Here is a 20,087-nt window from a genome sequence, read left to right on the forward strand (position 1 = left end):
AGAGTCCATCCGATGAAACGCAGCCTGCTTCTCCTGGCCACTCTGTTTGCCGCCGGCAGCGCGCTCGCCCAGGCCGGCGAGCGCAGCGCCGAGCCGGGGTCGGCGCAGTCGCTGGACCTGAGCGTTCCGCAAGCCCCGGTGCAGTACCGCTCCGACCCCGCGTACAGCACCGACCCGCCGGGCACCTTCTACGGCGACAAGAGCGGCCCCAAGCCTGCGCTGAGCCGCCCCAGCGCAGCCTCGCTTGCGGCCGAACGCGCCGAACAATGCCAGGGCAAGCTGCATGGCGCGGTCGAAACCGGCATGGGCTACTCCAACCGCGGCGGCAACAGCAACTGGCAGGCGGTCAACCTGAACTCCTGCAAGACCTATTACGACGATGACGGCAAGGCGCATCAGATCGGCGTCAGCATCAGTGTCGGGCGCGGCGAAGGCCCGCTGTTCGGGCCGCGCTACGGCCCCGGCGGCTATGGTCCTGGCCCGTTCGGCTGGTAACCGTACGGCTCCGTCTGCGTTGACAGAGGGTTCACTGCCGCATCGCTGAGAATGTGGCCTGCCTTACGAGACGTGCTCATGTCACAGAACAAGGAACGGCCAGTTGTATTCGTCGTCGAAGACGGCGATGGCACCCGACAACTCAGCTGCCTTGTGCTGGAAAGCTATGGTTTTACCTGCCGCAGCGCCGGCTCGGTCGAAGAGGCCCTGGCCCTGATCGAAAGCGACCCGCGCGTCGATGTGCTGTTTTCCGACATCCATTTCCCGGGCGGCCTGACCGGCGTGGATCTGGCGCTCAAGACCGCGCACGCCCCCTACAACCTGCCCGTGCTGCTCACCTCCGGGCTGGCGGTGGAGTATGTGGAAGAGATCCTGCCGGATGGCGTGGCCTTCCTCGAGAAACCCTATACCCCCGAGCAATTGCTGAGCGCGATCCGCAGCGTGATGGCCAAGCACCGGATACTTCCCACTCCGGTCGCCTGACGTAGAGGGTCGCGACTGGACGGCGACCCACAATCCCGGTATGAAGTGGCGGCCGATGCGATGTGTCGGCAACGGGGATTGACCACGACACGGTTGTGCCAGGGAAGCGGCGCCATGCCCGCCTGGCCCGACCATGCCTTACGCCAGGGGACAACATGAAACACCTAGTGACCGCAGCCATGGCCATGGCTGCGTTGAGCGGTTGCGCGACGGTCATGAACGACGCGATCCAGCCCATCCGTGTGGATACCAAGACTGCCGATGGGCACCTCATCGCTGGCGCCGACTGCGCCCTCAGCAACGACAAGGGACGGTTCACCCTGAAGTCCGGACAGACCGTGCAGGTACGCCGGTCCTCGCGCGACCTGGAGGTCAGCTGCGTGCTGCCCGGTCAGCGCAATGCCGCCGGTCGCTCCATCTCGCGCGCCAACATCGGGATCTGGGGCAACATCCTGATCGGCGGCGCGATCGGCGCCATTGTCGATCACAGCAAGGGCACCGGCTACACCTACCCGAGCTGGATCCAGCTGGTATTCGGACAGACGCTGAGCTTCGACCGCCACCGCGAGGACCGCGGCCAGCCGTTACAGGGCGACAACGCACACGTCGCGACAACCGCCTCCGGCACCGAAAGTGCGCCTGGCGAAGCCGTCACGCTGCCGCTGGCAGGCGAGGTCGCCCCGCCTGTGCAGGCAGGCACAGCAGCACCAGCCAGCAAGGTCGCAGCCACGGTTGCGCCTGCGGGCCCGGCGATGTCCACCGAATCGGCCAGCACACGCGCCCAGGGCATCAGCAGCGGCCTGAATTGCGGCACGGTGCAGGCACACAGCGCCACGCGTTTCACCGCCGCCTGCAGTGGCGGCAGTACGGTGCAGATCGACTGCGCCGGCTTCCGCTGCAGCGCAACCTTCCTCTGACCTGACATGGCTGCGCTCGGGGACGAGCGCAGCCCGAGGACTTGACGATCGTCGGGGATGACCCGACACGCTGTCGGCGCAGTCCCGATTTACGTGCCGCACGCCCCATTTAAACTGCAGCCACCGGACGCGAGGCCTGTTGGGCCGTTCAACTCGCGAGGCGCTGAGCACGCCCCCCGCCGGAACATCGCCGGCATCGCGTGACGCGCCTGGGTCGTGGTTGGTTGATCGTCCACCAGCGTGGATGCGCGCGCCTTTCAGGCGAAGAAGTCAGCCGTGCGCACGCACAGGCGGCTCGCTCGAGTGCGCCGTCGAACCATCTGATGCGTGTGCGACCACTGCGCCTGCGCTCCAGCGGACGTTACGAGATTCCCGAACCTGCAGCTGGATCCATGCCGATACCCGCCTTGGCTGCCGTCGGATGCATCGGATTGACAGCCTCTACCTAACACGCGGCTGGTGGCTGGTCGCTGCTGTTCCTGCGCTTCCGGCTGCAGACCTGTCAGCTTGCAGCCGGCAGGCGAACACGTGCTCGGTCGCGCCTGTATGCAGCCGCTGCGTCGGCACGCAGGTACACGCGTGCGCGCTTGCAGCCGTCGCGCGCGCTTGCGGGGCCAGGCGACGCGGCGCGGTTGCGCGCGGCCGCTGCAGCGTATTTCACGCCATCAAGCAGGCCGCTCGCTAGGCTGACGTCGGTGCAGCACTCGGCTGCGAAGATTTCAGGAAATTCCCATGGGCGACAATTCGTTTCTGTCACCGGCCTTCATCATTCTGGTCGTCGGCGTGATTGCCGTTGTGTTCTGGCTGGTGACGCGCGCCAAGAAAAAACGCAACAAGAAGTAAGCCACGAACCAGGCGACCCCGGCATCGGGATGCGCAACGCAGCTTGCGCTCACCGCGCAATCGCAGTGCATTGCCGAGCGCGCAAGACTCGGCCGACGCGCGTCGCTATTGCCCGGCACGGTCGCTACGTTTACGTGCGGGCCTGACAGCGCATCAATGCCGCAATGGCCTGAACAACGGCGCCGGGCAGTGACACCGCCATGGTGCGGTTACGCAATGCTTGCTGCATACATGTCGGCAGCAGCGGCATGCCGCCGCATGGCAGCCACGCGCATCCAACACGTGCTGCCCTTCAGAAACGCTCGCCTGTCGGCAGATAGCGCCATTGGCCGATGGCCAGCTTGCCCAGCGACACGCGGCCCACGCGCAGGCGCCGGATGCTGACCACCTCCAGCCCGACCTCCCCGCACATGTAACGCAGCTGGCCGGGTTGCACGTGCTTGATCGCAAAGCGCAGACGCTCCTCGTTCTGCCAGCTTACCTTGCACGGCGACAGGCTGCGCTGCTGATACATCAGGCCATGTGCAAGCCGCGCCATGCCATATGGGCGCAGCTCCCCGCGCACCTCCACCAGGAATTCCTGTTCGATGGAGATGGCGTCGGCGCTGAGCCTGCGCAGGACGCGGCCGTCCTGGCTCAGTACCAGCAAGCCGCTCGCCGCGTCCTCCAACGGCAGCGGCGCGTGCAGACGCAGGAAGTGCCGCTTGAGCACACGCATCTCGAGCTGGTCCAGGGCGCTGCGTGTTTCCACAGTGGCCAGTGCCAGCGCCGCCTCGGCGCTCATGCCTGCCGGTTTGTGCAGCAGCAGCGTGGCAGGCTCGGCAGGTTCGAGCACGGCGTTTTCCGCCAGCGTCACCTGCGCCGCGGTCGCCAGGGCTTGCGGCTCTTCGACCACGACCCCGTCCACACTGACCCAGCCGCCCTCGATGTATTGCTGCGCCTCTCCACGCGAGCAGCCAAACCGCGCGGCCACGCATTTATCGAGACGGATCGGATCGGACATCGGGCGGGCTCGGCTTGAGGGGACGGCAGTGTACGTGCTGGGTCGACGGATGCGTGAGGCCGGCTTCTGCGCTGCCCGACAAAGTGGGAAACTGGGCGCTCACACAGGAGATTGCAGATGTTCATCAAGTTTGGCAGCACCCGGGTCCGCCTCAACCACATCTCCGTCATCAGCGATCCCTTCAATGCAGGCGAAAACTTCGGATCGTATTGCCACTCGGTCCGGGTCGGCCTGCTCTCCGGCGAGGAAATCTTTGCACGCTTCAATACCGAAAGCGGCGCCGAGCAGCTTCATGCCGAGGTACTCGCTGCGCTGGAAGGTTGAGCGCAAGAGCCACAGTGCCGCCACGCGCGCGATGCGCGCTGCCGCACCAGCAGCCGGCCATGCCGGCTTGCAAGGTGCACGTGGCAAGGCCCGTGTCGCATGGCATCAGAGTAGATCGCATCGCCGGAACACGCCGCTGCACCAGCACCGGCGCTTACCGAAGACAAGCGGATTGCAGGTATCGCGACACATAGCGGATGCGATCCTGTCAAAGCATCCGCTGCGCTCAAGGGAAGCGCCGCTTGTCGGCGAAACGTCGGAAAATCGTTCTGCGGTTGGCATGCTTCGATCCGGCGATAACGCCACAAACACGCAGTGCATGTGCGGATGTCAGGACGCTGCGGACGGCTGTCGGGAAATTTCTTCCGCACGATGAATTCAATCTAAGTCATTTCAGATACGTACCTTTAGCTCGTCGCGATCCGGCCGTTAGCTGGGCAAGACGCTCTGGTGGATGACCCATTCATCGAGCCCCTCAGCTGCACTACCTGGATGCGGTAATGAATACATATCTGCAACGCCTCAATGTCGGCCGTCGCCTGGGCATGGCCTTTGGCATCTTGATCCTATTGTCGGGCCTGCTTGTTGCGACTGGCCTGGTCACCATGTCCAACGCCCGTTTCGAGCTGGATACCATCGTCAACAGCAACATGGAGAAGATCCAGCTGTCCTCGGAAATGCTCGACGCCAATACCAATGTGGCGATCGGCCTGCGCGACATCGTGATGGTGTCCGGCGATGCCGCCAACCGCCGCAGCATGGAGATGATCGAAAAAAACCGTGCACGCTACAAGGAGGCGCATGACGCACTGACGGCCTTGCCGAGCAGCGCCCCTGAAAAGAACGCGCTCCAGCTGCTGCAGGAAAAGCGCGACGTGTCGGTGAAGTTCAACAACCAGATTCTCCAGTACGGCATTCACGACCAGAACCAGCAAGCGCAGGATTTGCTGCAGGGCGACGCCGCCGTGGCGATGGACGCACAGCAGGCGGCCATCCGCGCCAATGCCGAGCTGGAGCGCCGGCTCAGCAAGGAAGCCTATCAAACCGCCGTTGCCTCGATGCATCGTGGCAAGGTCATCCTGGCCAGTGGTGGCATCACCGCGCTAGCCATCAGTGCACTGCTGGCCTGGTTGATCACCCGCAGCCTGACCCAGCCGCTCAGCCAGGCCACACGCACTGCAGAGGCCATTGCAGCCGGCAACCTGCACAACGATGTGCACACCAGCGCCAACGACGAAACCGGCCGCCTGCTCAAGGCCATGGACAAGATGCAGCTGCAGCTGCGTAACCTGATCACCGCGCAAACCGACATGGCCAGGCATCACGACAACGGCCAGATCAGCTTCCGTATCGATGCGGCGGCCTTCCCGGGCGACTACGGGCGCATGGCCAACGACACCAACCTACTGGTTGCCTCGCATGTGGCAGTGCAGACCGATCTGGCACGCATCATGGGGCGGTATGCCGTCGGCGAACTCTCCGAAGACATGCAGCCACTGCCCGGCGAAAAGGCCGTTTTCAGCGACACCATGTCGCAGGTCAAGCTCAACCTGTCGGCGATGAATCACCAGATCAAGCATCTCGCCCAGGCCGCGGCCAATGGCGACTTCAGCGCGCGCGGCGATGCCGAGCATTTCCAGTTCGACTTCCGCATCATGGTCGAAAGCCTCAACCACCTGATGTCCACGGCCGACGGCAACCTGCAGTCGCTGTCGTCGTTGCTGCAGTCCATCGCCGCAGGCGACCTCACCGCACGCATGAGTGGCGAATTCCGCGGTGTCTTCGCACAGATGCGCGATGACGCCAACGCCACGGCCAACCAGCTGGCGCAGATCGTCGGCAACATCCAGCAATCGGCCGTGTCGATCAACTCCGCGGCCAGCGAAATCGCCGCCGGCAACCAGGACCTGTCGCAACGGACCGAACAGCAGGCGGCCAATCTCGAAGAAACCGCAGCATCGATGGAGGAACTCACCTCCACCGTCAGGCAGAATGCCGAAAGCGCACGCCAGGCCAATCAGCTGGCGATCGGCGCCGCACGCGTTGCCTCGCAAGGGGGCGAAGTGGTCGGCAAGGTCGTGGACACCATGAGCGGTATCGAGGCCTCGTCCAGGAAGATCGCCGACATCATCTCCGTCATCGACGGCATCGCCTTCCAGACCAATATCCTGGCCTTGAACGCGGCAGTGGAAGCCGCACGTGCCGGCGAACAGGGGCGCGGCTTTGCCGTGGTGGCCTCGGAGGTACGCACGCTCGCGCAGCGTTCCTCCGGCGCCGCCAAGGAGATCAAGGACCTCATCGACGACTCGGTGCAACGCGTGGCCGAGGGCTCGGCATTGGTGCACAGCGCCGGCGAGACCATGGGCGAGGTAGTGGCCAGCGTGCAACGTGTCACCGACATCATGGGCGAGATTTCTGCAGCCTCCCAGGAGCAGTCGGCCGGCATCGAGCAGGTCAACCAGACCATCACGCATATGGACGAAACCACGCAGCAGAACGCCGCACTGGTGGAAGAAGCCACTGCTGCCGCGCGTGCGATGGAAGAGCAGGCGGTGCAGCTCACCGATGCGGTGGCGATCTTCAGGATCGACGCACGACAGACGCGGCAGCACGCAGCGGCACCGGTCGCACAGCTGCTGAGCAAGGCCCGCCACGCCTGAGGCAGCGGTCGGCACTGCACCATGGCGAGGTCGGTCGCATTGCGCGGCTCGCCTCACGCAGCGCGGCAGTCGGCACGACAACGCTAGCGCGTATAGAGGCCGGGAAAATAGCGCTCCATCAGCGACTGCGGAGACAGCGGCGGGGTGAAGCCATAGCGTGCATACAGGCCGTGCGCATCGCTGGTTGCCAGGCTGAAACGGCGCAGCCCCTGCAGATCGGGGTGCGCCATGACCGCGTCCATCAATTGCTTGCTATAGCCCTTGCCCCGGTGCTCGGGCAACACGAACACATCGCCCAGGTACGCAACGGTTGCGTAGTCGGAAACCACGCGCGCAAAGGCGACCTGCCTGCCCTCCAAGAACCCACCAAAACACAGCGAATTGGCGATGGAGCGCTGTACCACCGCAAGCGGGATGTCCCTGGCCCAGCTGGTGTGCTGCGCCAGGTAGCGATGGATCAGCGCGATATCGAGCGCGGATGGATCGGTGGAGACACGCAGCGGCGACATGACACTAGCTCCGGGACGGTGAGGCCTCAGGGTAGCGCCTGCGAGGGCAGCAACAACAGGGCACACAGCACCAGCATGAATCCCGCGATCGCCGCATCCAGCACACGCCATGCGCGCGGATCGCGAAAGGCCGGCTGCAACAGACGCGCGCCATAGCCCAGCCCGGAAAACCACGTGATGCTGGCCAGGCACGCGCCCGACGCGAACGCCCAGCGCAACGGACCCGGATAACGCGCGGCCAGACTGCCGAGCAGCAGCATCGTGTCCAGATAGACGTGCGGGTTGAGAAAGGTAAAGGCCAGGCACGCCAGCATGGCGCGCTGCCAGCGTTGCGCGCCGGTCTGCGCCGGCGCCAGTGCGCTGGTGCCACGCCAGGCCCTGCGTGCAGCCAGCGCGCCATATGCCGCAAGAAATGCAGCTCCCGCATAGCGAAGCGCCTGCAACAACTCCGGCCATTGCGTTACCAGCACGCCGATCCCGGCCACGCCCAGCACGATCAGCGCGATGTCACCGAACGCGCAGATCGCCACCACCAGACCGACATGCTGGCGCTGCAGTCCCTGCCGCAGCACGAATGCATTCTGCGCACCGATTGCAATGATGAGACCTGCGCTGGCGATAAAGCCAGAGATTGCGGCTTGAAGTAACACGAGCACCTCCCGGATCACAGGCGCCAATGCTGGGCGTTCCGCCGCAATTAGGAAAACTAAATCTTCTGTATCCTGCTTAGAACTTCTAATCCCGCCGGACGCCATGGATCTGCTGCATCCGCAACTGGCTGCATTCGCTGCCGTTCTCGAGGAAGGCAGCTTCGACGCCGCTGCGCGGCGGCTGTCGGTGACGCCGTCGGCAATTTCGCAGCGGGTCAAGGCATTGGAAGACCGCCTCGGCCAGGTACTGGTGATCCGCAAGGCTCCCTGCCGCCCTACTCCGGCCGGCGAGCGCCTGCTACGCAGGGTAAGGCCGATGCAGGTACTGGAGTCCGAAGCGATTGCCGATTTCCTTCCCGGCGACAGCAGCGCCGGGCATCCGCGCACGCTGGCCATCGCCGTCAATGACGACTCGCTGCAGACCTGGTTCCTGGCGGCCTTGTCGGCGCTGCATCGCGCACATGGTTTTCTGTTCGATGTGCAGATGGATGACCAGGACCACACCCTGGAGTTGTTGCGATCAGGCACGGTGCTCGGCGCCGTCACTGCCGAGCGCAAGCCATTGCAGGGCTGCAACGTGCAAGCGCTGGGAGTGATGCGTTATCACGCCATCGCATCGGCCGCATTCGTTGCGACGCACTTCACGCAGGGCTTGAGTGCAGCGGCTCTCGCGCGCGCCCCAATGCTGGTGTTCAACCGAAAGGACACGCTGCAAACCCGCTTCGTCCGCCGCATCACCCGCGTGCAGGTGGCGCCGCCGATCCACTACCTGCCAACCTCGACCGGCTTTGTCGAAGCTGCCGCACGCGGACTCGGCTGGTGCCTGGCGCCGGAATCGATGGTCACCCCCGCCGTGCGTGACAGGCAGGTGGTCATCATCGATCCCGGCCGCTGGCTCGATGTGCCGCTGTACTGGCAGTGCGCAGCAGTGCGCTCGCGCGCCCTGCAGCAACTTGGCCAGGCCTTGCGCAAGGCGGCGGCCGCGAGCCTGCGCTGAGACCGGCCGTGCCGCACGCGAAGCGGGCGGGCAACTCCGAAGCCCGAGGCGCGCAACTGCCGGCAGGATGTCGCACCGAATTGACGTGCAGATACGGTCGCTACCCTGCCCGCGCGCGCTTGGCACAGCCGCGTTGCCCGGCATCGCGCTGCCGCCGCCGCAGCGACCGGCTCGCCGTGCCACGCCGAGCCTGCTAGCCTTTCCGCCTATTCCGTTGTGATTGCCGATCCGTCATGAAAAAAGCCGTTGTTCTGTTGTCCGGGGGCATGGATTCCGCTGCCGTCATCGCGCTTGCGCAGGAGCAGGGGTTTGCCGTGCATGCCCTGAGCGTGCGCTACGGCCAGCGCCATACCTCCGAGCTGGACGCCGCCGCGCGCGTGGCCGCGGCGCAGGGCGTGATCGCGCACAAGGTGGTGGACGTGGACCTGCGCAGCATCGGCGGCTCGGCGCTCACCGACGACATCGACGTGCCCGACGCCGGTGGCGACGGCATTCCGGTCACCTACGTGCCGGCGCGCAACACCATCATGCTGTCGCTGGCGCTGGGCTGGGCCGAGGTGATCGGCGCCAACGACCTGTTCTGCGGCGTCAACGCGGTCGATTATTCCGGTTACCCGGACTGCCGGCCCGAATTCGTGCGCGCCTTCGAAGTGCTGGCCAACCTGGCCACCAAGGCCGGCGTGGAAGGCGCCGGCCTGCGCGTGCATGCACCGCTGCAGTTCCTCAGCAAGGCCGACATCGTGCGTGAAGGCGTGCGCCTGGGCGTGGACTTCGGCCTGACCGTGTCCTGCTACCGCGCCGACGCCGACGGACGCGCCTGCGGCCACTGCGACGCCTGCCGCCTGCGCGCGGCCGGTTTCGCCGACGCCGGGGTCCCGGACCCCACCCACTACGCCATTTCGCCTTGACGCCGGTGTAGGGTAGAATGCGCACCCCGGCGCGCTGCCGGGACAGTGGGCCGTTAGCTCAGTCGGTAGAGCAGAAGACTTTTAATCTTTTGGTCGATGGTTCGAATCCATCACGGCCCACCAATCAGATCAACAACGTAAAGGGCGCCCAGGGCGCTTTTTTTGTGCCTGCGGACAATCCACCGGCAACTGCGCAGCCATGGAACGTGTTGCACGGCCACGCGGTTGGATGGGGTGCAGCGCCTATCGCAGCGCGCGCGGCGCCGCCCAAGCCGGCACCTCCCGCCCGATCACGCTGCGCCGTCCGTCAGGTCCCGGGCCCGGCGCTGGCGGCCGTGTCGTTCCCGCTGATCACCTGGCTCGCGTCTTCTGGACACGCGATTGCACGCGCCGCGTTCGCTGCGCGGCCCCGACGGCGCGCGCCTGCTTGCGCAGCCACGTGAGCACGTCCACCGCCGCGTCCACACGCATGCAGACATGCAGGCGGCCCAGCACGACGCTCTGCGCATCGCTGCCCGGCAAGACCTCATCAAAGCCAGTGGCTTCGCAGGCGATCAGGACAGGCGACGCATCGGGCCGCGCGTCGGAATGCAGCATCGCCAGCACATAGCCCTGCATCGCCTCGACGCTGAGAACCACGCCCTCACAGACGCGGAATTGCCTGTTGGCGCTCATCGCTGCATCTCCGAGGGGCCATCGACGCCAACGATCACCGCAACCAGACGACGATAGGCCGACGTAAGCGGGTGAACGGGTGTGCTGGGGCCTTCGCCGCGCGGCGTCAGGTTGAACGAGGTTGCACGGTTCCATTCGAATGCGTTGGCGGCCGGATCGAAATGGTGGACGATTCGGTCTGCCGCAGACGCGGATGCTTCTTGGGTGTCGTAGTACATGCAGAACTCCTGAGTAGAGTGGAGTCCGCCAACCCGAGACCAAGCGGGGTGGCGGACGGTACGGGTTGGTCTACCGGACTCAGGGACCGGCGGGGCCGAAGCCCCCCGCGTACCGCCCGCCATAAAGATGGCAAGCACGCACCCCCGCGCGATGTAGGGCGACAAAAAAGCGCCTTGCATGGATCGATGGGCGCTGGTGCGCCTGAGTCGTCGGGAGACCAATCCCGGTCGCCGAATGGGCGGCGACGCTGGAATACTCGCTCCGCCGCTTGGCGCCTGTCAACGCAAAGACACACCGCCGCGACGACGCGGCGGTTGCGACGCAACGCGGCGAAAGCACTGCCCGCCGCGCCAGCAAAAGCTGAAACTTCGGCACATCCCGCTGGACGATCGGCTGGGCCGATGCGGCTGCGCCCATATGTCACACGCCCTGGCGGGAGCGAACCGGCTCCGCAGCAAATGCGAATTCACATGCCGCGCCACGTTTCCTATCGTTGTTGGCTCAACGACACGCGAGCGCAACGCCATGAGCAACATCGAAAAAGCCGGCACGTTTCTTCTTGGAGATCGCAGCGTCGCCCGCATCGGCTACGGCGCGATGCAGCTCGCGGGGCCCGGCGTGTTCGGCCCGCCCAAGGATCGCGAAGGCGCGTTGGCGGTGCTGCGCGACGCGATGGCGCACGGCGTCAACCATATCGACACCAGCGACTTCTACGGGCCGCACACCACCAATCAACTGATCCGCGAGGCACTGCATCCCTACCCGCAGGCGCTGACCCTCGTCACCAAGATCGGCGCCGCCCGCGGCGCGGACGGTTCCTGGCTGCCGGCCTTCTCGCCACAGCAACTGGTCGAGGCGGTGCACGACAATCTGCGTAATCTGGGGCTGGAAACGCTGGAGGTGGTCAACCTGCGCGTGATGTTCAAGACGCAGGAACCGGCGGAAGGCTCGATTGCCGAACAGCTGGAGACCCTGATCGCGCTGCAGCGCGATGGCCTGGTGCGGCACATCGGCATCAGCAACGTCACCGCAACGCAGGTGGCCGAGGCACGCGCCATGACCGACATCGTCTGCGTGCAGAACATGTACAACATCGCGCATCGGCACGACGACGCCCTCATCGACGCGCTCGCGCGCGATGGCATCGCCTACGTGCCGTTCTTCCCGCTCGGCGGTTTCTCGCCGTTGCAATCGTCCACGCTCGCCGCTGTTGCCGGGCGCCTGGCCGCGACCCCGATGCAGGTGGCGCTGGCCTGGTTGCTGCAGCGCTCGCCCAACATCCTGCTGATTCCGGGAACCTCGTCGGTGGCGCATCTGCGCGCCAATCTGTTCGCAGCGGAACTGAAACTGCCGGCCGATGCCGTCGAAGAATTGAACAGGATCGCCGCATAGACGCAGGGGCTGCCTCCTGGCAGGCAGCGCCTTGCACCCGGGACCGGGCGCGGCCAACGAAGCGTCGCGGGTGGTCGGCAGGCGGGTGCGGACGGCATGCCAGCAACTGCAGTGGATGCCTGGCACATGCCGATTGCAGGCAACCGGCCGCGCCCACCTTTTTGGGTGAGCGCAGTCACCCTATCGCTCAGCTTAGCGCTCGCGCCTAGCGCCCCGGTTCGTCGTTCCACAGCAGCTTGTGCAGCTGCATCTGGAAGCGTACCGGCAGGCGGTCGGCCACGATCCAGTCGGCCAGCTGCCGCGGCGTCACTTCGCTCTTGCTGGGCGAAAACCACACCGTGCAGCGGCGGTCCAGCGCATGGGCCGCGACGATCTCGCGCGCCCATTCGTAATCGGCGCGGCTGCAGACCACGAACTTGATCTGGTCGCGTGCGGTCAGCAGCGGCAGATTTTCCCAGCGATTGCGCGCTTGCTCGCCGGACGCAGGGGTCTTGATGTCGACCACGCGCGAGACGCGCGGATCGACCGCCGACACGTCCAGCGCGCCGGACGTCTCCAGCGAGACATCGAAGCCGGCATCGCACAGTTTCTGCAGCAGCACCAGGCAGCGCTTCTGCGCCAGCGGCTCGCCGCCGGTCACACAGACATGGCGCACGCCGTGGCCGGCGACTTCGGCAACGATCGCGTCGATGTCGTGCCATTCACCGCCGTGGAAGGCGTAGGCGGTATCGCAGTAGTGGCAGCGCAGCGGGCAACCGGTCAGACGCACGAACACGGTCGGCCAGCCGGCGGCCTCGGCTTCGCCTTGCAGGGACAGGAAGATTTCGGTGATCTTCAATCGCGGCAACGGCGACTGGACGATCTCGCTGGGGACGGCGGCGGCGTTCATGGGCAAAGTATGCGCCACGCCCGAAGGCGCGAACGCAACACGGCTCAGCGCAGTTGCTGGCCGAGACGGATGGACTGCAGACGCTCCTGGGCCACGCGCGCTGCGTCGGAGCCGGGATACTGCGTTGCGACCTGCTGCAAGGTCTGCTGGGCTTCGTCGTTCTTGCCTTCGCCATACTGCGACAGGCCAAGCTTCAACAGGCCGCCAGAGGCCTTGTCATGCGTGGGATAGCGGCTGACCAGATCGCGGAACTGCGCCTCGGCCAGCTGGAAATTTCGGGTGGCGTAATAGCTTTCGCCCAACCAGTACAAGGCATTGGGGGTATAGACGCCGTTTGGGTACAGCTCCAGAAAGCTCAGGAACAACTGCGAGGCATCGTCGTACTTGCCGTTCTTCAATGCATCGAAGGCGACATTGTAGGCAGTGCGTTCGTCGTTGCTGACGGCCATCGTGCCTGGATCGCCATGCACGCTGGGCGGCTTCTCGGAAGTTGCCGCCGCTGCAGGCCGCGCGGCAGGAGCCGGGGCCGGTGTGACGCTGCCGGTGGGCGATGGCAATGGCGGCGTTGCGCCACCTGCCCCTTCCAGCCGGTTCAGGCGTCCGTCCAGATCCAGATACTGGTCCTTGGACTGCTGCTTGAGTTGTTCGTTGTCGTGCTGCAGCTGCTCCACGGTCGCTCGCAAGCCCTGCAGGTCCGAACGCGCCTGCTGCAGCTGATTGAGAAGATCGTTGTTGGCCTGACTGTTGGCCTGCTGCTGCTCAAGCACGGCAACACGATCAGCGAGACTGGCTCGCTGCGCGTGCGCCGGCGCGGCGACCACAAGGGCCGCCGCGACGAACAGGGATGTCACTCGAAAGTGCATCGCTTCTTACTGAGCCGTGTACACGATTTCAACGCGACGGTTCTGCGACCAGCAGCTTTCGCTGGTTTCGGTGCAGACCGGACGCTCTTCGCCGTAGCTGACCACGGTCAGCTGGCTGGCGGAACCGCCGGCAGCCTGCAACGAGGACGATACGGCATTGCCGCGGCGCTCGCCCAGACCCATGTTGTACTCGCGCGAACCGCGCTCGTCGGCATTGCCCTGCAGGGTGATGCGCGAGGACGGACGGTCACGCAGGTACTTGGCGTGGCACGCCATGATGGCCTGGAATTCCGGCTTCAGGGAGTCCTGATCCAGATCGAAGTAGACAACGCGCTGGCGCAGGCAGGCATCGGTATCCAGGTCGCCCGGGCCGTACAGGCCAGAGGTGGACGGGCCGGTGGGAACGGAGGAACCAGCGGTGGTGTCAGTCGCAGGAGGCGGAGTTTCCTTCACCTTCTTCGAACAACCGGCCAGCACGGCAACGGACAACAGGGAGACAAGCAAGACGCGGGTGGACTTGTTCATGGGATACCTATGGAGGCTCTGGGCCAATGAGTGGTTTAACGCAGCGAAATATTAACATTAATGCGCGGTTCGGTAAGGCCCCCATGCGGGTTCTCTCACATCGCCATCGGCCAGGACCAGACGCTGGCGGACGCGAGCGTCGGCGGAGACGGCGTAGAGCACGCCACGGCCACCCTCACGTGCGGCGTACAGCACCATGCTGGCGTTCGGCGCAAAGCTCGGCGACTCGTCCAGCGACCCCGGCGACAGCGTGCTCCAGCTCGGCGAACCCAGGCTGCGATCCATCATGGCGATGCGGTAGCTATTGCCGCTGCCCTGCGCCACGGCGATCTTCTTGCCGTCGAAGGACACGCTGGCGGTGGCGTTGTAGTTGCCCTGGAAGGTCACGCGGTTGGCGCTGCCGCCGCTGGCAGAGACCTGATAGATCTGCGGACGACCGCCGCGATCGGAGGTGAAGTAGATGCTGCCACCATCCGGCGCCCAGGTCGGCTCGGTGTCGATGCCGAAGTGGTTGGTCAGCTGGGTCAGCTGCTTGCTGCCCAGGTCCATCACGTAGATTTCCGGGTTGCCGCTGCGCGACAGTGCCAGCGCCAGGCGACGCCCGTCCGGCGAGAACGACGGCGCACCGTTGATGCCGCGGAAGCTGGACACCAGTTCACGCGCGCCGGTGGCGATGTCCTGCAGGTAGATCGAGGAATTGCCGCGCTCGAAGCTCACATAGGCCAGCTTCTTGCCGTCCGGGCTCCAGTTCGGCGACAGCAGCGGCTCGGCCGAACGCACGATGGTCTGCGGGTTGTAGCCATCCGAATCGGCCACCATCAATGCATAGCGCATCGCGCCACCCTTGCCGCTGGCGGTCACGTAGGCAATCCGGGTCCAGAACGCGCCGCGCACGCCGGTGATCTTCTCGTAGATCGCATCGGCCATCTGGTGCGAGACATCGCGCATCGCGTTGGCGCGCGCAGTCATCGCCAGGCCGAGCAGGCGCTCGCCCTTGGCCACGTCGAACAGTTCGTACTCCACGCGGTAGGCGCCTTCGCCGGCATCCATGACGCGGCCGACCACGATGTAGTTCTGCTTGAGCGTGCGCCAGGTCTGGAACTGCACCTCGGTGCCACGGGTCGGCTTTTCGACGATCTGCGCAACCGGCAGCGTGCGGAACTGGCCGGAGCGGTCCAGATCGGCGCCGACGACGGCAGACACATCGGTCTGTGGCGCAGTACCGGAACCTTGGTACGGCATGGGCACGACGGTGATCGGTGTCGCCGAGGCGCTACCGCCCACGATATCGATGGTGAGCCCTTGCTGTTGCGCAAGTGCGCTCAGCGGCAACAACAGGGCGGTCAAGGCAGCTAGCCAACGCAGCGGTTTTTTCATGGACGGCTCGGATCGGGCAGGAAAAGTGTGCAAGGGATACCAATCAGCGAGTGAACATACTCGCAATCGTGAACGAGACAGCGTGAAAACGGAGCGAGTGGTCCACCAGCAGGCGCTTGCGTCAGTTTAGTGCCAGCGGGCTTGCGGCGGCGTGCCCGCTCGGTTGCCCGGCAGACCTGCACCAGGCAGTGGATCGCTACCGCTTCCCCGCCGAGGCGCAGCGCAGGCAGTGCTGCCGCGCCCCGGCCACCCGTGACCTGTGCTTACTGGTCCTGGGCGGTGAACACAAACGTCAGGTTGCGCTGGAAGACCGACTCGAATCCGCGATACGGCAATGGCTGGGCGCTCAGCACCGCGGCCTCGATCGAGCGCTGGCCGGCCTCGTCGTACGGGCAGCCGGGCGCGACCTTGGCTTCCATCACACTGCCGCCGGGCAACTGGCGGATGTTGATGGTGCACTTCTGGCCCGGCGGCACCGACGGCGGGCGCACCCACTGCGCCAGCACCTTCTGCTGGATCGCCGCGGCGTACTTGGCCGACAGATCGGTGCTGGTGCCGCCCTGCCCTGCGGTCGGTTGCGCGCTGGCGGCGGCAGCCGACGAGGCCTGCTGCGCGCGCGCGGCGGCGACCTGGCGCAGCTTCTGCTCGGCCAGCGCGGCCTCCTTGGTGGCCTGCTCGCGCTGGCGGCGGATCTCGGCGATCTTCTTCTCGCGCTCGGCATCGGCGGCAGCCTGTTGCGCGGCGGCCTGCTTCTTCTTGGCGTCGGCTTCTTCCTGCTGCTTGGCCAGGCGCAGTTTCTGCTCGGCCTCTTCCTGGCGCTTGCGCTCGGTCAGGTCGATCTGCTCCTGGCGGCGCTTGGCTTCCTGCTCCTGCTTGGCCTTTTCCGCCGACAGTGCCAGCGCATCGACACGGTCCTGGTCGACCTTGTCGGGTTGCGCGACGCGCTCCTGTGCCTGCGCCTGTTGCGGCGTGGGCGCATCCTGCGGACGCGGCTCGGGAATCGGCTGCGGCGGCGGCACGGTATCTTCCGGCGCGGGCTCGGGCAGCGGCGCGGGCGGTGGCGGTGCCTCCACCGGCGTGGCCTTCAGCGCCTGGCGCGCGACGCGTGCTTCGGCCGCAGACACGTCCAGCGAGGCTTCCATGCTGGGATCGCCCGCCGCCGGCTCGACCGAGCGTTCGGGCGACCACAGCCAGCCGGCAATGAACACCAGCGCGACCAGTACGTGCACGACCAGGGCCAGCATGACCGGTCGCAGCCAGCCATCCTCGCGCGCGGTCTGGGTGGGGAGTGCGTCAGCGTGCATCGCTGCCTGCAGTGCCGCCGGAGTCGGAGATCAGGCCGACCTTCTCGACCTTGGCCTGCTTGAGCACGTCGATGGCGTCCATGATCTTTTGATACGGCGCGGCGCGATCGCCGGCCACCACGACGCGCGCGTCCTTGTCCTGCGCCACGATGGCGGCCAGCTGCGCCTGCAGCGCGGCCACGTCCATGGCCTGCGGCTTGCCCTTGGGCAGCTGCAGAGCAAGCTGGCCGTCGGCAGCGACCACCACCACGACCGGATCCTGCTTGCTCTCCAGCGCCTTGGCGCGCGAGCTCGGCAGGTTCACGTCGGTACTCAGGGTCAGCAGCGGTGCGGTCACCATGAAGATGATCAGCAGCACCAGCATCACGTCGATGTACGGCACGACGTTGATGTCGGATTTGAGCTTGCGCTTCTTACGGCGGGAAATACCGGAAATCATCGCGGAACGTTCCTATTGATCCCCCGCACATGGATGTGCGGGCTCTTGCGGCGGACTCGCCCATCCAATCCCTCGCACACGCGGGTGCGAGCTGTCGCGCGTGGCTGGCCTGCCCAGTCCCTGCGCAGCGGGAATCGGGCATGAGCGGCTGCCACACCGGCCACGTCCGCGCACCGGGGTGTGCGGGCCATGGCAGGAGATTGGCCTACCTGCCGGCTGTCGCAGGGCGCGCGCATCACTCGTCTGCGCCGGCCTGGCGCTGCAGGATCGAGCTGAACTCGTCGGCGAAGGTCTCGTAGCGCACCGACAGCCGTTCCACACGGGTGGTGAAGCGGTTGTAGGCCCACACCGCGGGAATTGCCACGAACAGACCGATGGCGGTGGCGAACAGGGCTTCGGAAATACCCGGCGCCACGGCCGCGATACCGGCCTGCTCGCCGCTGCTGACCATGTCGTGCATGGTCACCATGATGCCGAACACGGTACCGACCAGGCCGACGTACGGCGCGGTGGAGCCGATGTTGGCCAGCAATTCGAGATTGCGCTCGAGCTGGTCGACTTCGCGGGTGAAGGCGGTGCGCATGGCACGCTGCGCGCCTTCCAGCTGCACCCGCCCATCCAGCCGGCGGCGGTCACGCAGCCGCGAGAACTCACGGAAGCCGCTCTCGAACATCGACTCCAGGCCGCCGACGGTGCGGTTGCGGTCGGTGGCCGATGCGTAGAGCTTGGCCAGATCGGCGCCGGACCAGAAGCGGTTTTCGAACTCGTCCGCCTCGCGGTTGGCCTGCTTGAAGGCGCGCGCCTTGCGGAAGATGATCACCCAGCTGATGAACGAGCCGATCAGCAGCAGCAGCACGATGATCTTGACCGGGATACTCGCCCGCAGGATCAGATCGACATAGTTGATGCTGCTGTTGTGCGCCACGCTGGCGGTCTGTGCCGCAGCGGCGGCAACGTCCTGCGGTAGTGCTTCCACTACCGTGTCCTGCAGGGCCAGGAGCAATGCAATCGACATCCGTTTGTTCCTCAGTAATCGGATTCTGGGGTTTCTAGAGCTTTCAACACGTCATACAGCGCATCGTCCATCCCGCGCGGGCGGAAGTCGCTGGTGCCGAGTGCGGCAATGCGCACCTCGGCGGTCAGCAGCACTTCGCCCTCGCGACGCACCGACTGCGCAAACAGCAGGCTGGCCCGTCTGCATCGCAGCAACACTGCCGACACTGACAGCGCATCGTCGAGCCGGGCCGGCTTGAGGAAATCCAGTTGCATCGAGCGAACCGCAAACACCAGCTCGTGCTGCTGGCGCAGGCGTTCCTGCCCGTAACCGGCCGCGCGCATCCATTCGGTGCGCGCACGCTCCATGAAGGCGACGTAGCGCGCATGGTAGACCACCCCGCCGGCGTCGGTATCTTCCCAGTACACGCGTGTCGGCCAACTGAATACTGGCGGGAAATCGGGAGACGGGAATCGAGCGTCGGCGGTCATGGGCACGGAGGGTTGGTCGAGACGGGCCGGGCGAGCGACAAACGGAGCACCATCAGAACAGCTCTCCCGGCTCGCCGATGCCCGGGGCGCGATCGCGCGGCGGCTTCAGGCCCAGGTGCAGATAGGCCTTGGTGGTGACCATGCGGCCGCGCGCGGTGCGGATCAGAAAGCCCTGCTGGATCAGATAGGGCTCGATCACGTCTTCCAGCGTGCCGCGCTCCTCCGACAGCGAGGCGGCCAGCGATTCCACGCCGACCGGACCGCCGTCGAAGTGTTCGACGATCACCCGCAGCATGCGCCGGTCGAGCTCGTCGAAGCCTTCCGGGTCGACCTTGAGCATCTGCATCGCCGCCTGCGCCACCGGCAGATCGATATGCCCGGCGGCCTTGACCTGGGCAAAGTCGCGCACCCGCCGCAGCAGCCGGTTGGCGATACGCGGGGTGCCGCGCGCGCGGCGGGCGATCTCGGCCGCGCCTTCGGGCGTGCAGTCGATGCCCAGGATGGCCGCCGAGCGAATCACGATGCGGGTCAGTTCCTGCGGCGAATAGAACTCCAGCCGCTGCACGATGCCGAAGCGGTCGCGCAGCGGTGCGGTCAGCAGGCCGGCACGGGTGGTGGCGCCGATCAGGGTGAACGGCGGCAGGTCGATCTTGATCGAGCGCGCGGCCGGGCCGTCGCCGATCATGATGTCGATCTGGAAATCTTCCATCGCCGGGTACAGCACTTCTTCCACCACCGGCGAGAGGCGATGGATCTCGTCGATGAACAGCACGTCGTGCGGCTGCAGATTGGTCAGCAGCGCGGCCAGGTCGCCGGCCTTTTCGATCACCGGGCCGGAGGTCGAGCGCAGGTTCACGCCCAGCTCGTTGGCGATGACATGGCTGAGCGTGGTCTTGCCCAGGCCGGGCGGCCCGAAGATCAGCACATGGTCCATCGCCTCGCCGCGCGCCTTGGCCGCTTCGATGTAGATCTCCATCTGCTCGCGCACCGGCTGCTGGCCGAGATAGTCGGCCAGGCGCTTGGGCCGGATGCTCGCATCGGCGGCATCGTCTTCGCGGGTGGCACTGCTGGCGATGATGCGATCCATTGAAAAGCCGGGAATGGGGAATCGAGAATGGGGAATTGAGCGG

22 protein-coding genes and 1 tRNA gene are annotated in these 20,087 nt (G+C 65.8%); 9 read left to right on the plus strand and 14 right to left on the minus strand.

Translation table 11 applies throughout. From position 1 onward, the window contains the following. The first annotated feature begins 12 nt into the window (after positions 1 to 12). The 3 genes from EO139_RS05805 to EO139_RS05815 all read left to right on the plus strand — a co-directional run bounded on the left by EO139_RS05805 (position 13) and on the right by EO139_RS05815 (position 1,895). Positions 13 to 495: a hypothetical protein gene (locus EO139_RS05805; RefSeq protein WP_119131124.1), complete on the plus strand. Its 483-nt coding sequence runs from the start codon at positions 13 to 15 to the stop codon at positions 493 to 495. Positions 496 to 573: 78 nt separating this feature from the next. After that, complete coding sequence (locus EO139_RS05810; RefSeq protein WP_104584674.1) at positions 574 to 978, plus strand: response regulator; 405 nt, start codon at positions 574 to 576, stop codon at positions 976 to 978. 62 nt (positions 979 to 1,040) lie between these two features. Then, positions 1,041 to 1,895, plus strand: a complete 855-nt coding sequence (locus EO139_RS05815) for a hypothetical protein (protein ID WP_241235916.1) — start codon at positions 1,041 to 1,043, stop codon at positions 1,893 to 1,895. A 1,135-nt stretch (positions 1,896 to 3,030) separates the two neighbouring features. Here the strand turns inward: EO139_RS05815 and EO139_RS05825 are convergent. Next, entirely contained in the window at positions 3,031 to 3,741 is a 711-nt protein-coding gene (locus tag EO139_RS05825) for an rRNA pseudouridine synthase (protein ID WP_126969681.1), read from the minus strand. Positions 3,742 to 3,858: 117 nt separating this feature from the next. On the opposite strand from EO139_RS05825, the gene EO139_RS05830 reads away from it, so the two are divergent. Together EO139_RS05830 and EO139_RS05835 are read left to right on the plus strand one after the other, a co-directional pair. Further along, positions 3,859 to 4,065 carry a hypothetical protein gene (locus EO139_RS05830; protein ID WP_104584680.1) on the plus strand — a complete coding sequence of 69 codons (207 nt, stop codon included), beginning with the start codon at positions 3,859 to 3,861 and terminating at the stop codon, positions 4,063 to 4,065. A 500-nt stretch (positions 4,066 to 4,565) separates the two neighbouring features. Beyond that, positions 4,566 to 6,725, plus strand: a complete 2,160-nt coding sequence (locus EO139_RS05835; protein WP_126969683.1) for a methyl-accepting chemotaxis protein — start codon at positions 4,566 to 4,568, stop codon at positions 6,723 to 6,725. A gap of 83 nt (positions 6,726 to 6,808) precedes the next feature. Here EO139_RS05835 and EO139_RS05840 read toward each other — a convergent pair whose 3' ends face one another. Further along, the gene (locus EO139_RS05840) at positions 6,809 to 7,234 is read right to left on the minus strand and encodes a GNAT family N-acetyltransferase (protein WP_126969685.1); all 426 of its coding nucleotides are present in this window, start codon (positions 7,232 to 7,234) and stop codon (positions 6,809 to 6,811) included. Positions 7,235 to 7,260: 26 nt separating this feature from the next. Next, positions 7,261 to 7,884: a LysE/ArgO family amino acid transporter gene (locus EO139_RS05845; protein ID WP_126970015.1), complete on the minus strand. Its 624-nt coding sequence runs from the start codon at positions 7,882 to 7,884 to the stop codon at positions 7,261 to 7,263. A 103-nt stretch (positions 7,885 to 7,987) separates the two neighbouring features. On the opposite strand from EO139_RS05845, the gene EO139_RS05850 reads away from it, so the two are divergent. The 3 genes from EO139_RS05850 to EO139_RS05860 all read left to right on the plus strand — a co-directional run bounded on the left by EO139_RS05850 (position 7,988) and on the right by EO139_RS05860 (position 9,912). After that, a complete protein-coding gene (locus EO139_RS05850) occupies positions 7,988 to 8,881 on the plus strand; it encodes a LysR family transcriptional regulator ArgP (RefSeq protein ID WP_126969687.1) in 894 nt (297 codons plus the stop codon). Positions 8,882 to 9,114: 233 nt separating this feature from the next. Beyond that, entirely contained in the window at positions 9,115 to 9,789 is a 675-nt protein-coding gene (gene queC / locus EO139_RS05855) for a 7-cyano-7-deazaguanine synthase QueC (protein WP_016904340.1), read from the plus strand. A gap of 47 nt (positions 9,790 to 9,836) precedes the next feature. Beyond that, a tRNA-Lys gene (locus EO139_RS05860) sits at positions 9,837 to 9,912 on the plus strand. Between the two features lie 228 nt (positions 9,913 to 10,140). On the opposite strand, the gene EO139_RS05865 is transcribed toward EO139_RS05860, so the two are convergent. Continuing rightward, the gene (locus EO139_RS05865; RefSeq protein ID WP_164739745.1) at positions 10,141 to 10,464 is read right to left on the minus strand and encodes a hypothetical protein; all 324 of its coding nucleotides are present in this window, start codon (positions 10,462 to 10,464) and stop codon (positions 10,141 to 10,143) included. Continuing rightward, positions 10,461 to 10,682: a hypothetical protein gene (locus EO139_RS05870; protein ID WP_126969689.1), complete on the minus strand. Its 222-nt coding sequence runs from the start codon at positions 10,680 to 10,682 to the stop codon at positions 10,461 to 10,463. The genes EO139_RS05865 and EO139_RS05870 overlap by 4 nt, the downstream gene beginning before the upstream one ends. A 526-nt stretch (positions 10,683 to 11,208) precedes the next feature. Here EO139_RS05870 and EO139_RS05875 point away from each other — a divergent pair. Continuing rightward, entirely contained in the window at positions 11,209 to 12,075 is an 867-nt protein-coding gene (locus EO139_RS05875) for an aldo/keto reductase family oxidoreductase (protein WP_104584692.1), read from the plus strand. Positions 12,076 to 12,280: 205 nt separating this feature from the next. Here EO139_RS05875 and queE read toward each other — a convergent pair whose 3' ends face one another. The 9 genes from queE to ruvB form a co-directional block, all read right to left on the minus strand. After that, entirely contained in the window at positions 12,281 to 12,964 is a 684-nt protein-coding gene (gene queE / locus EO139_RS05880; RefSeq protein WP_126969691.1) for a 7-carboxy-7-deazaguanine synthase QueE, read from the minus strand. A gap of 44 nt (positions 12,965 to 13,008) precedes the next feature. Continuing rightward, positions 13,009 to 13,827, minus strand: coding sequence for a tol-pal system protein YbgF (ybgF, locus tag EO139_RS05885; protein WP_126969693.1), 819 nt, complete (start codon positions 13,825 to 13,827; stop codon positions 13,009 to 13,011). A 6-nt stretch (positions 13,828 to 13,833) separates the two neighbouring features. Continuing rightward, positions 13,834 to 14,352: a peptidoglycan-associated lipoprotein Pal gene (gene pal / locus EO139_RS05890; RefSeq protein ID WP_016904129.1), complete on the minus strand. Its 519-nt coding sequence runs from the start codon at positions 14,350 to 14,352 to the stop codon at positions 13,834 to 13,836. Between the two features lie 57 nt (positions 14,353 to 14,409). Continuing rightward, positions 14,410 to 15,729: a Tol-Pal system beta propeller repeat protein TolB gene (gene tolB / locus EO139_RS05895; protein ID WP_104584698.1), complete on the minus strand. Its 1,320-nt coding sequence runs from the start codon at positions 15,727 to 15,729 to the stop codon at positions 14,410 to 14,412. A gap of 263 nt (positions 15,730 to 15,992) precedes the next feature. Next, entirely contained in the window at positions 15,993 to 17,033 is a 1,041-nt protein-coding gene (gene tolA, locus EO139_RS05900; protein ID WP_104584700.1) for a cell envelope integrity protein TolA, read from the minus strand. Then, positions 17,023 to 17,472, minus strand: coding sequence for a protein TolR (gene tolR / locus EO139_RS05905; RefSeq protein WP_016904126.1), 450 nt, complete (start codon positions 17,470 to 17,472; stop codon positions 17,023 to 17,025). Before tolR ends, tolA begins: the two co-directional genes overlap by 11 nt. Positions 17,473 to 17,707: 235 nt before the next feature. Beyond that, positions 17,708 to 18,487 carry a protein TolQ gene (gene tolQ / locus EO139_RS05910; protein ID WP_016904125.1) on the minus strand — a complete coding sequence of 260 codons (780 nt, stop codon included), beginning with the start codon at positions 18,485 to 18,487 and terminating at the stop codon, positions 17,708 to 17,710. An 11-nt stretch (positions 18,488 to 18,498) separates the two neighbouring features. Beyond that, positions 18,499 to 18,957, minus strand: a complete 459-nt coding sequence (gene ybgC / locus EO139_RS05915; RefSeq protein ID WP_104584702.1) for a tol-pal system-associated acyl-CoA thioesterase — start codon at positions 18,955 to 18,957, stop codon at positions 18,499 to 18,501. A 52-nt stretch (positions 18,958 to 19,009) separates the two neighbouring features. Continuing rightward, positions 19,010 to 20,044: a Holliday junction branch migration DNA helicase RuvB gene (ruvB, locus tag EO139_RS05920; RefSeq protein ID WP_119131117.1), complete on the minus strand. Its 1,035-nt coding sequence runs from the start codon at positions 20,042 to 20,044 to the stop codon at positions 19,010 to 19,012. Positions 20,045 to 20,087: the final 43 nt, after the last annotated feature.

The sequence above is a fragment of the Xanthomonas sp. BRIP62411 genome (genome assembly GCF_003993525.1).
Classification (GTDB): domain Bacteria; phylum Pseudomonadota; class Gammaproteobacteria; order Xanthomonadales; family Xanthomonadaceae; genus Xanthomonas; species Xanthomonas euroxanthea.

Excerpts from the sequence above, each read along its gene's own strand:
- EO139_RS05805 (WP_119131124.1), top strand. The coding sequence starts at position 13 with ATGAAACGCAGCCTGCTTCTCCTGGCCACTCTGTTTGCCGCCGGCAGC.
- EO139_RS05810 (WP_104584674.1), top strand. The coding sequence starts at position 574 with ATGTCACAGAACAAGGAACGGCCAGTTGTATTCGTCGTCGAAGACGGC.
- EO139_RS05825 (WP_126969681.1), bottom strand. The coding sequence starts at position 3,741 with ATGTCCGATCCGATCCGTCTCGATAAATGCGTGGCCGCGCGGTTTGGC.
- EO139_RS05830 (WP_104584680.1), top strand. The coding sequence starts at position 3,859 with ATGTTCATCAAGTTTGGCAGCACCCGGGTCCGCCTCAACCACATCTCC.
- EO139_RS05835 (WP_126969683.1), top strand. The coding sequence starts at position 4,566 with ATGAATACATATCTGCAACGCCTCAATGTCGGCCGTCGCCTGGGCATG.
- EO139_RS05840 (WP_126969685.1), bottom strand. The coding sequence starts at position 7,234 with ATGTCGCCGCTGCGTGTCTCCACCGATCCATCCGCGCTCGATATCGCG.
- EO139_RS05850 (WP_126969687.1), top strand. The coding sequence starts at position 7,988 with ATGGATCTGCTGCATCCGCAACTGGCTGCATTCGCTGCCGTTCTCGAG.
- queC (WP_016904340.1), top strand. The coding sequence starts at position 9,115 with ATGAAAAAAGCCGTTGTTCTGTTGTCCGGGGGCATGGATTCCGCTGCC.
- EO139_RS05865 (WP_164739745.1), bottom strand. The coding sequence starts at position 10,464 with ATGAGCGCCAACAGGCAATTCCGCGTCTGTGAGGGCGTGGTTCTCAGC.
- EO139_RS05870 (WP_126969689.1), bottom strand. The coding sequence starts at position 10,682 with ATGTACTACGACACCCAAGAAGCATCCGCGTCTGCGGCAGACCGAATC.
- EO139_RS05875 (WP_104584692.1), top strand. The coding sequence starts at position 11,209 with ATGAGCAACATCGAAAAAGCCGGCACGTTTCTTCTTGGAGATCGCAGC.
- queE (WP_126969691.1), bottom strand. The coding sequence starts at position 12,964 with ATGAACGCCGCCGCCGTCCCCAGCGAGATCGTCCAGTCGCCGTTGCCG.
- ybgF (WP_126969693.1), bottom strand. The coding sequence starts at position 13,827 with ATGCACTTTCGAGTGACATCCCTGTTCGTCGCGGCGGCCCTTGTGGTC.
- pal (WP_016904129.1), bottom strand. The coding sequence starts at position 14,352 with ATGAACAAGTCCACCCGCGTCTTGCTTGTCTCCCTGTTGTCCGTTGCC.
- tolB (WP_104584698.1), bottom strand. The coding sequence starts at position 15,729 with ATGAAAAAACCGCTGCGTTGGCTAGCTGCCTTGACCGCCCTGTTGTTG.
- tolA (WP_104584700.1), bottom strand. The coding sequence starts at position 17,033 with ATGCACGCTGACGCACTCCCCACCCAGACCGCGCGCGAGGATGGCTGG.
- tolR (WP_016904126.1), bottom strand. The coding sequence starts at position 17,472 with ATGATTTCCGGTATTTCCCGCCGTAAGAAGCGCAAGCTCAAATCCGAC.
- tolQ (WP_016904125.1), bottom strand. The coding sequence starts at position 18,487 with ATGTCGATTGCATTGCTCCTGGCCCTGCAGGACACGGTAGTGGAAGCA.
- ybgC (WP_104584702.1), bottom strand. The coding sequence starts at position 18,957 with ATGACCGCCGACGCTCGATTCCCGTCTCCCGATTTCCCGCCAGTATTC.
- ruvB (WP_119131117.1), bottom strand. The coding sequence starts at position 20,044 with ATGGATCGCATCATCGCCAGCAGTGCCACCCGCGAAGACGATGCCGCC.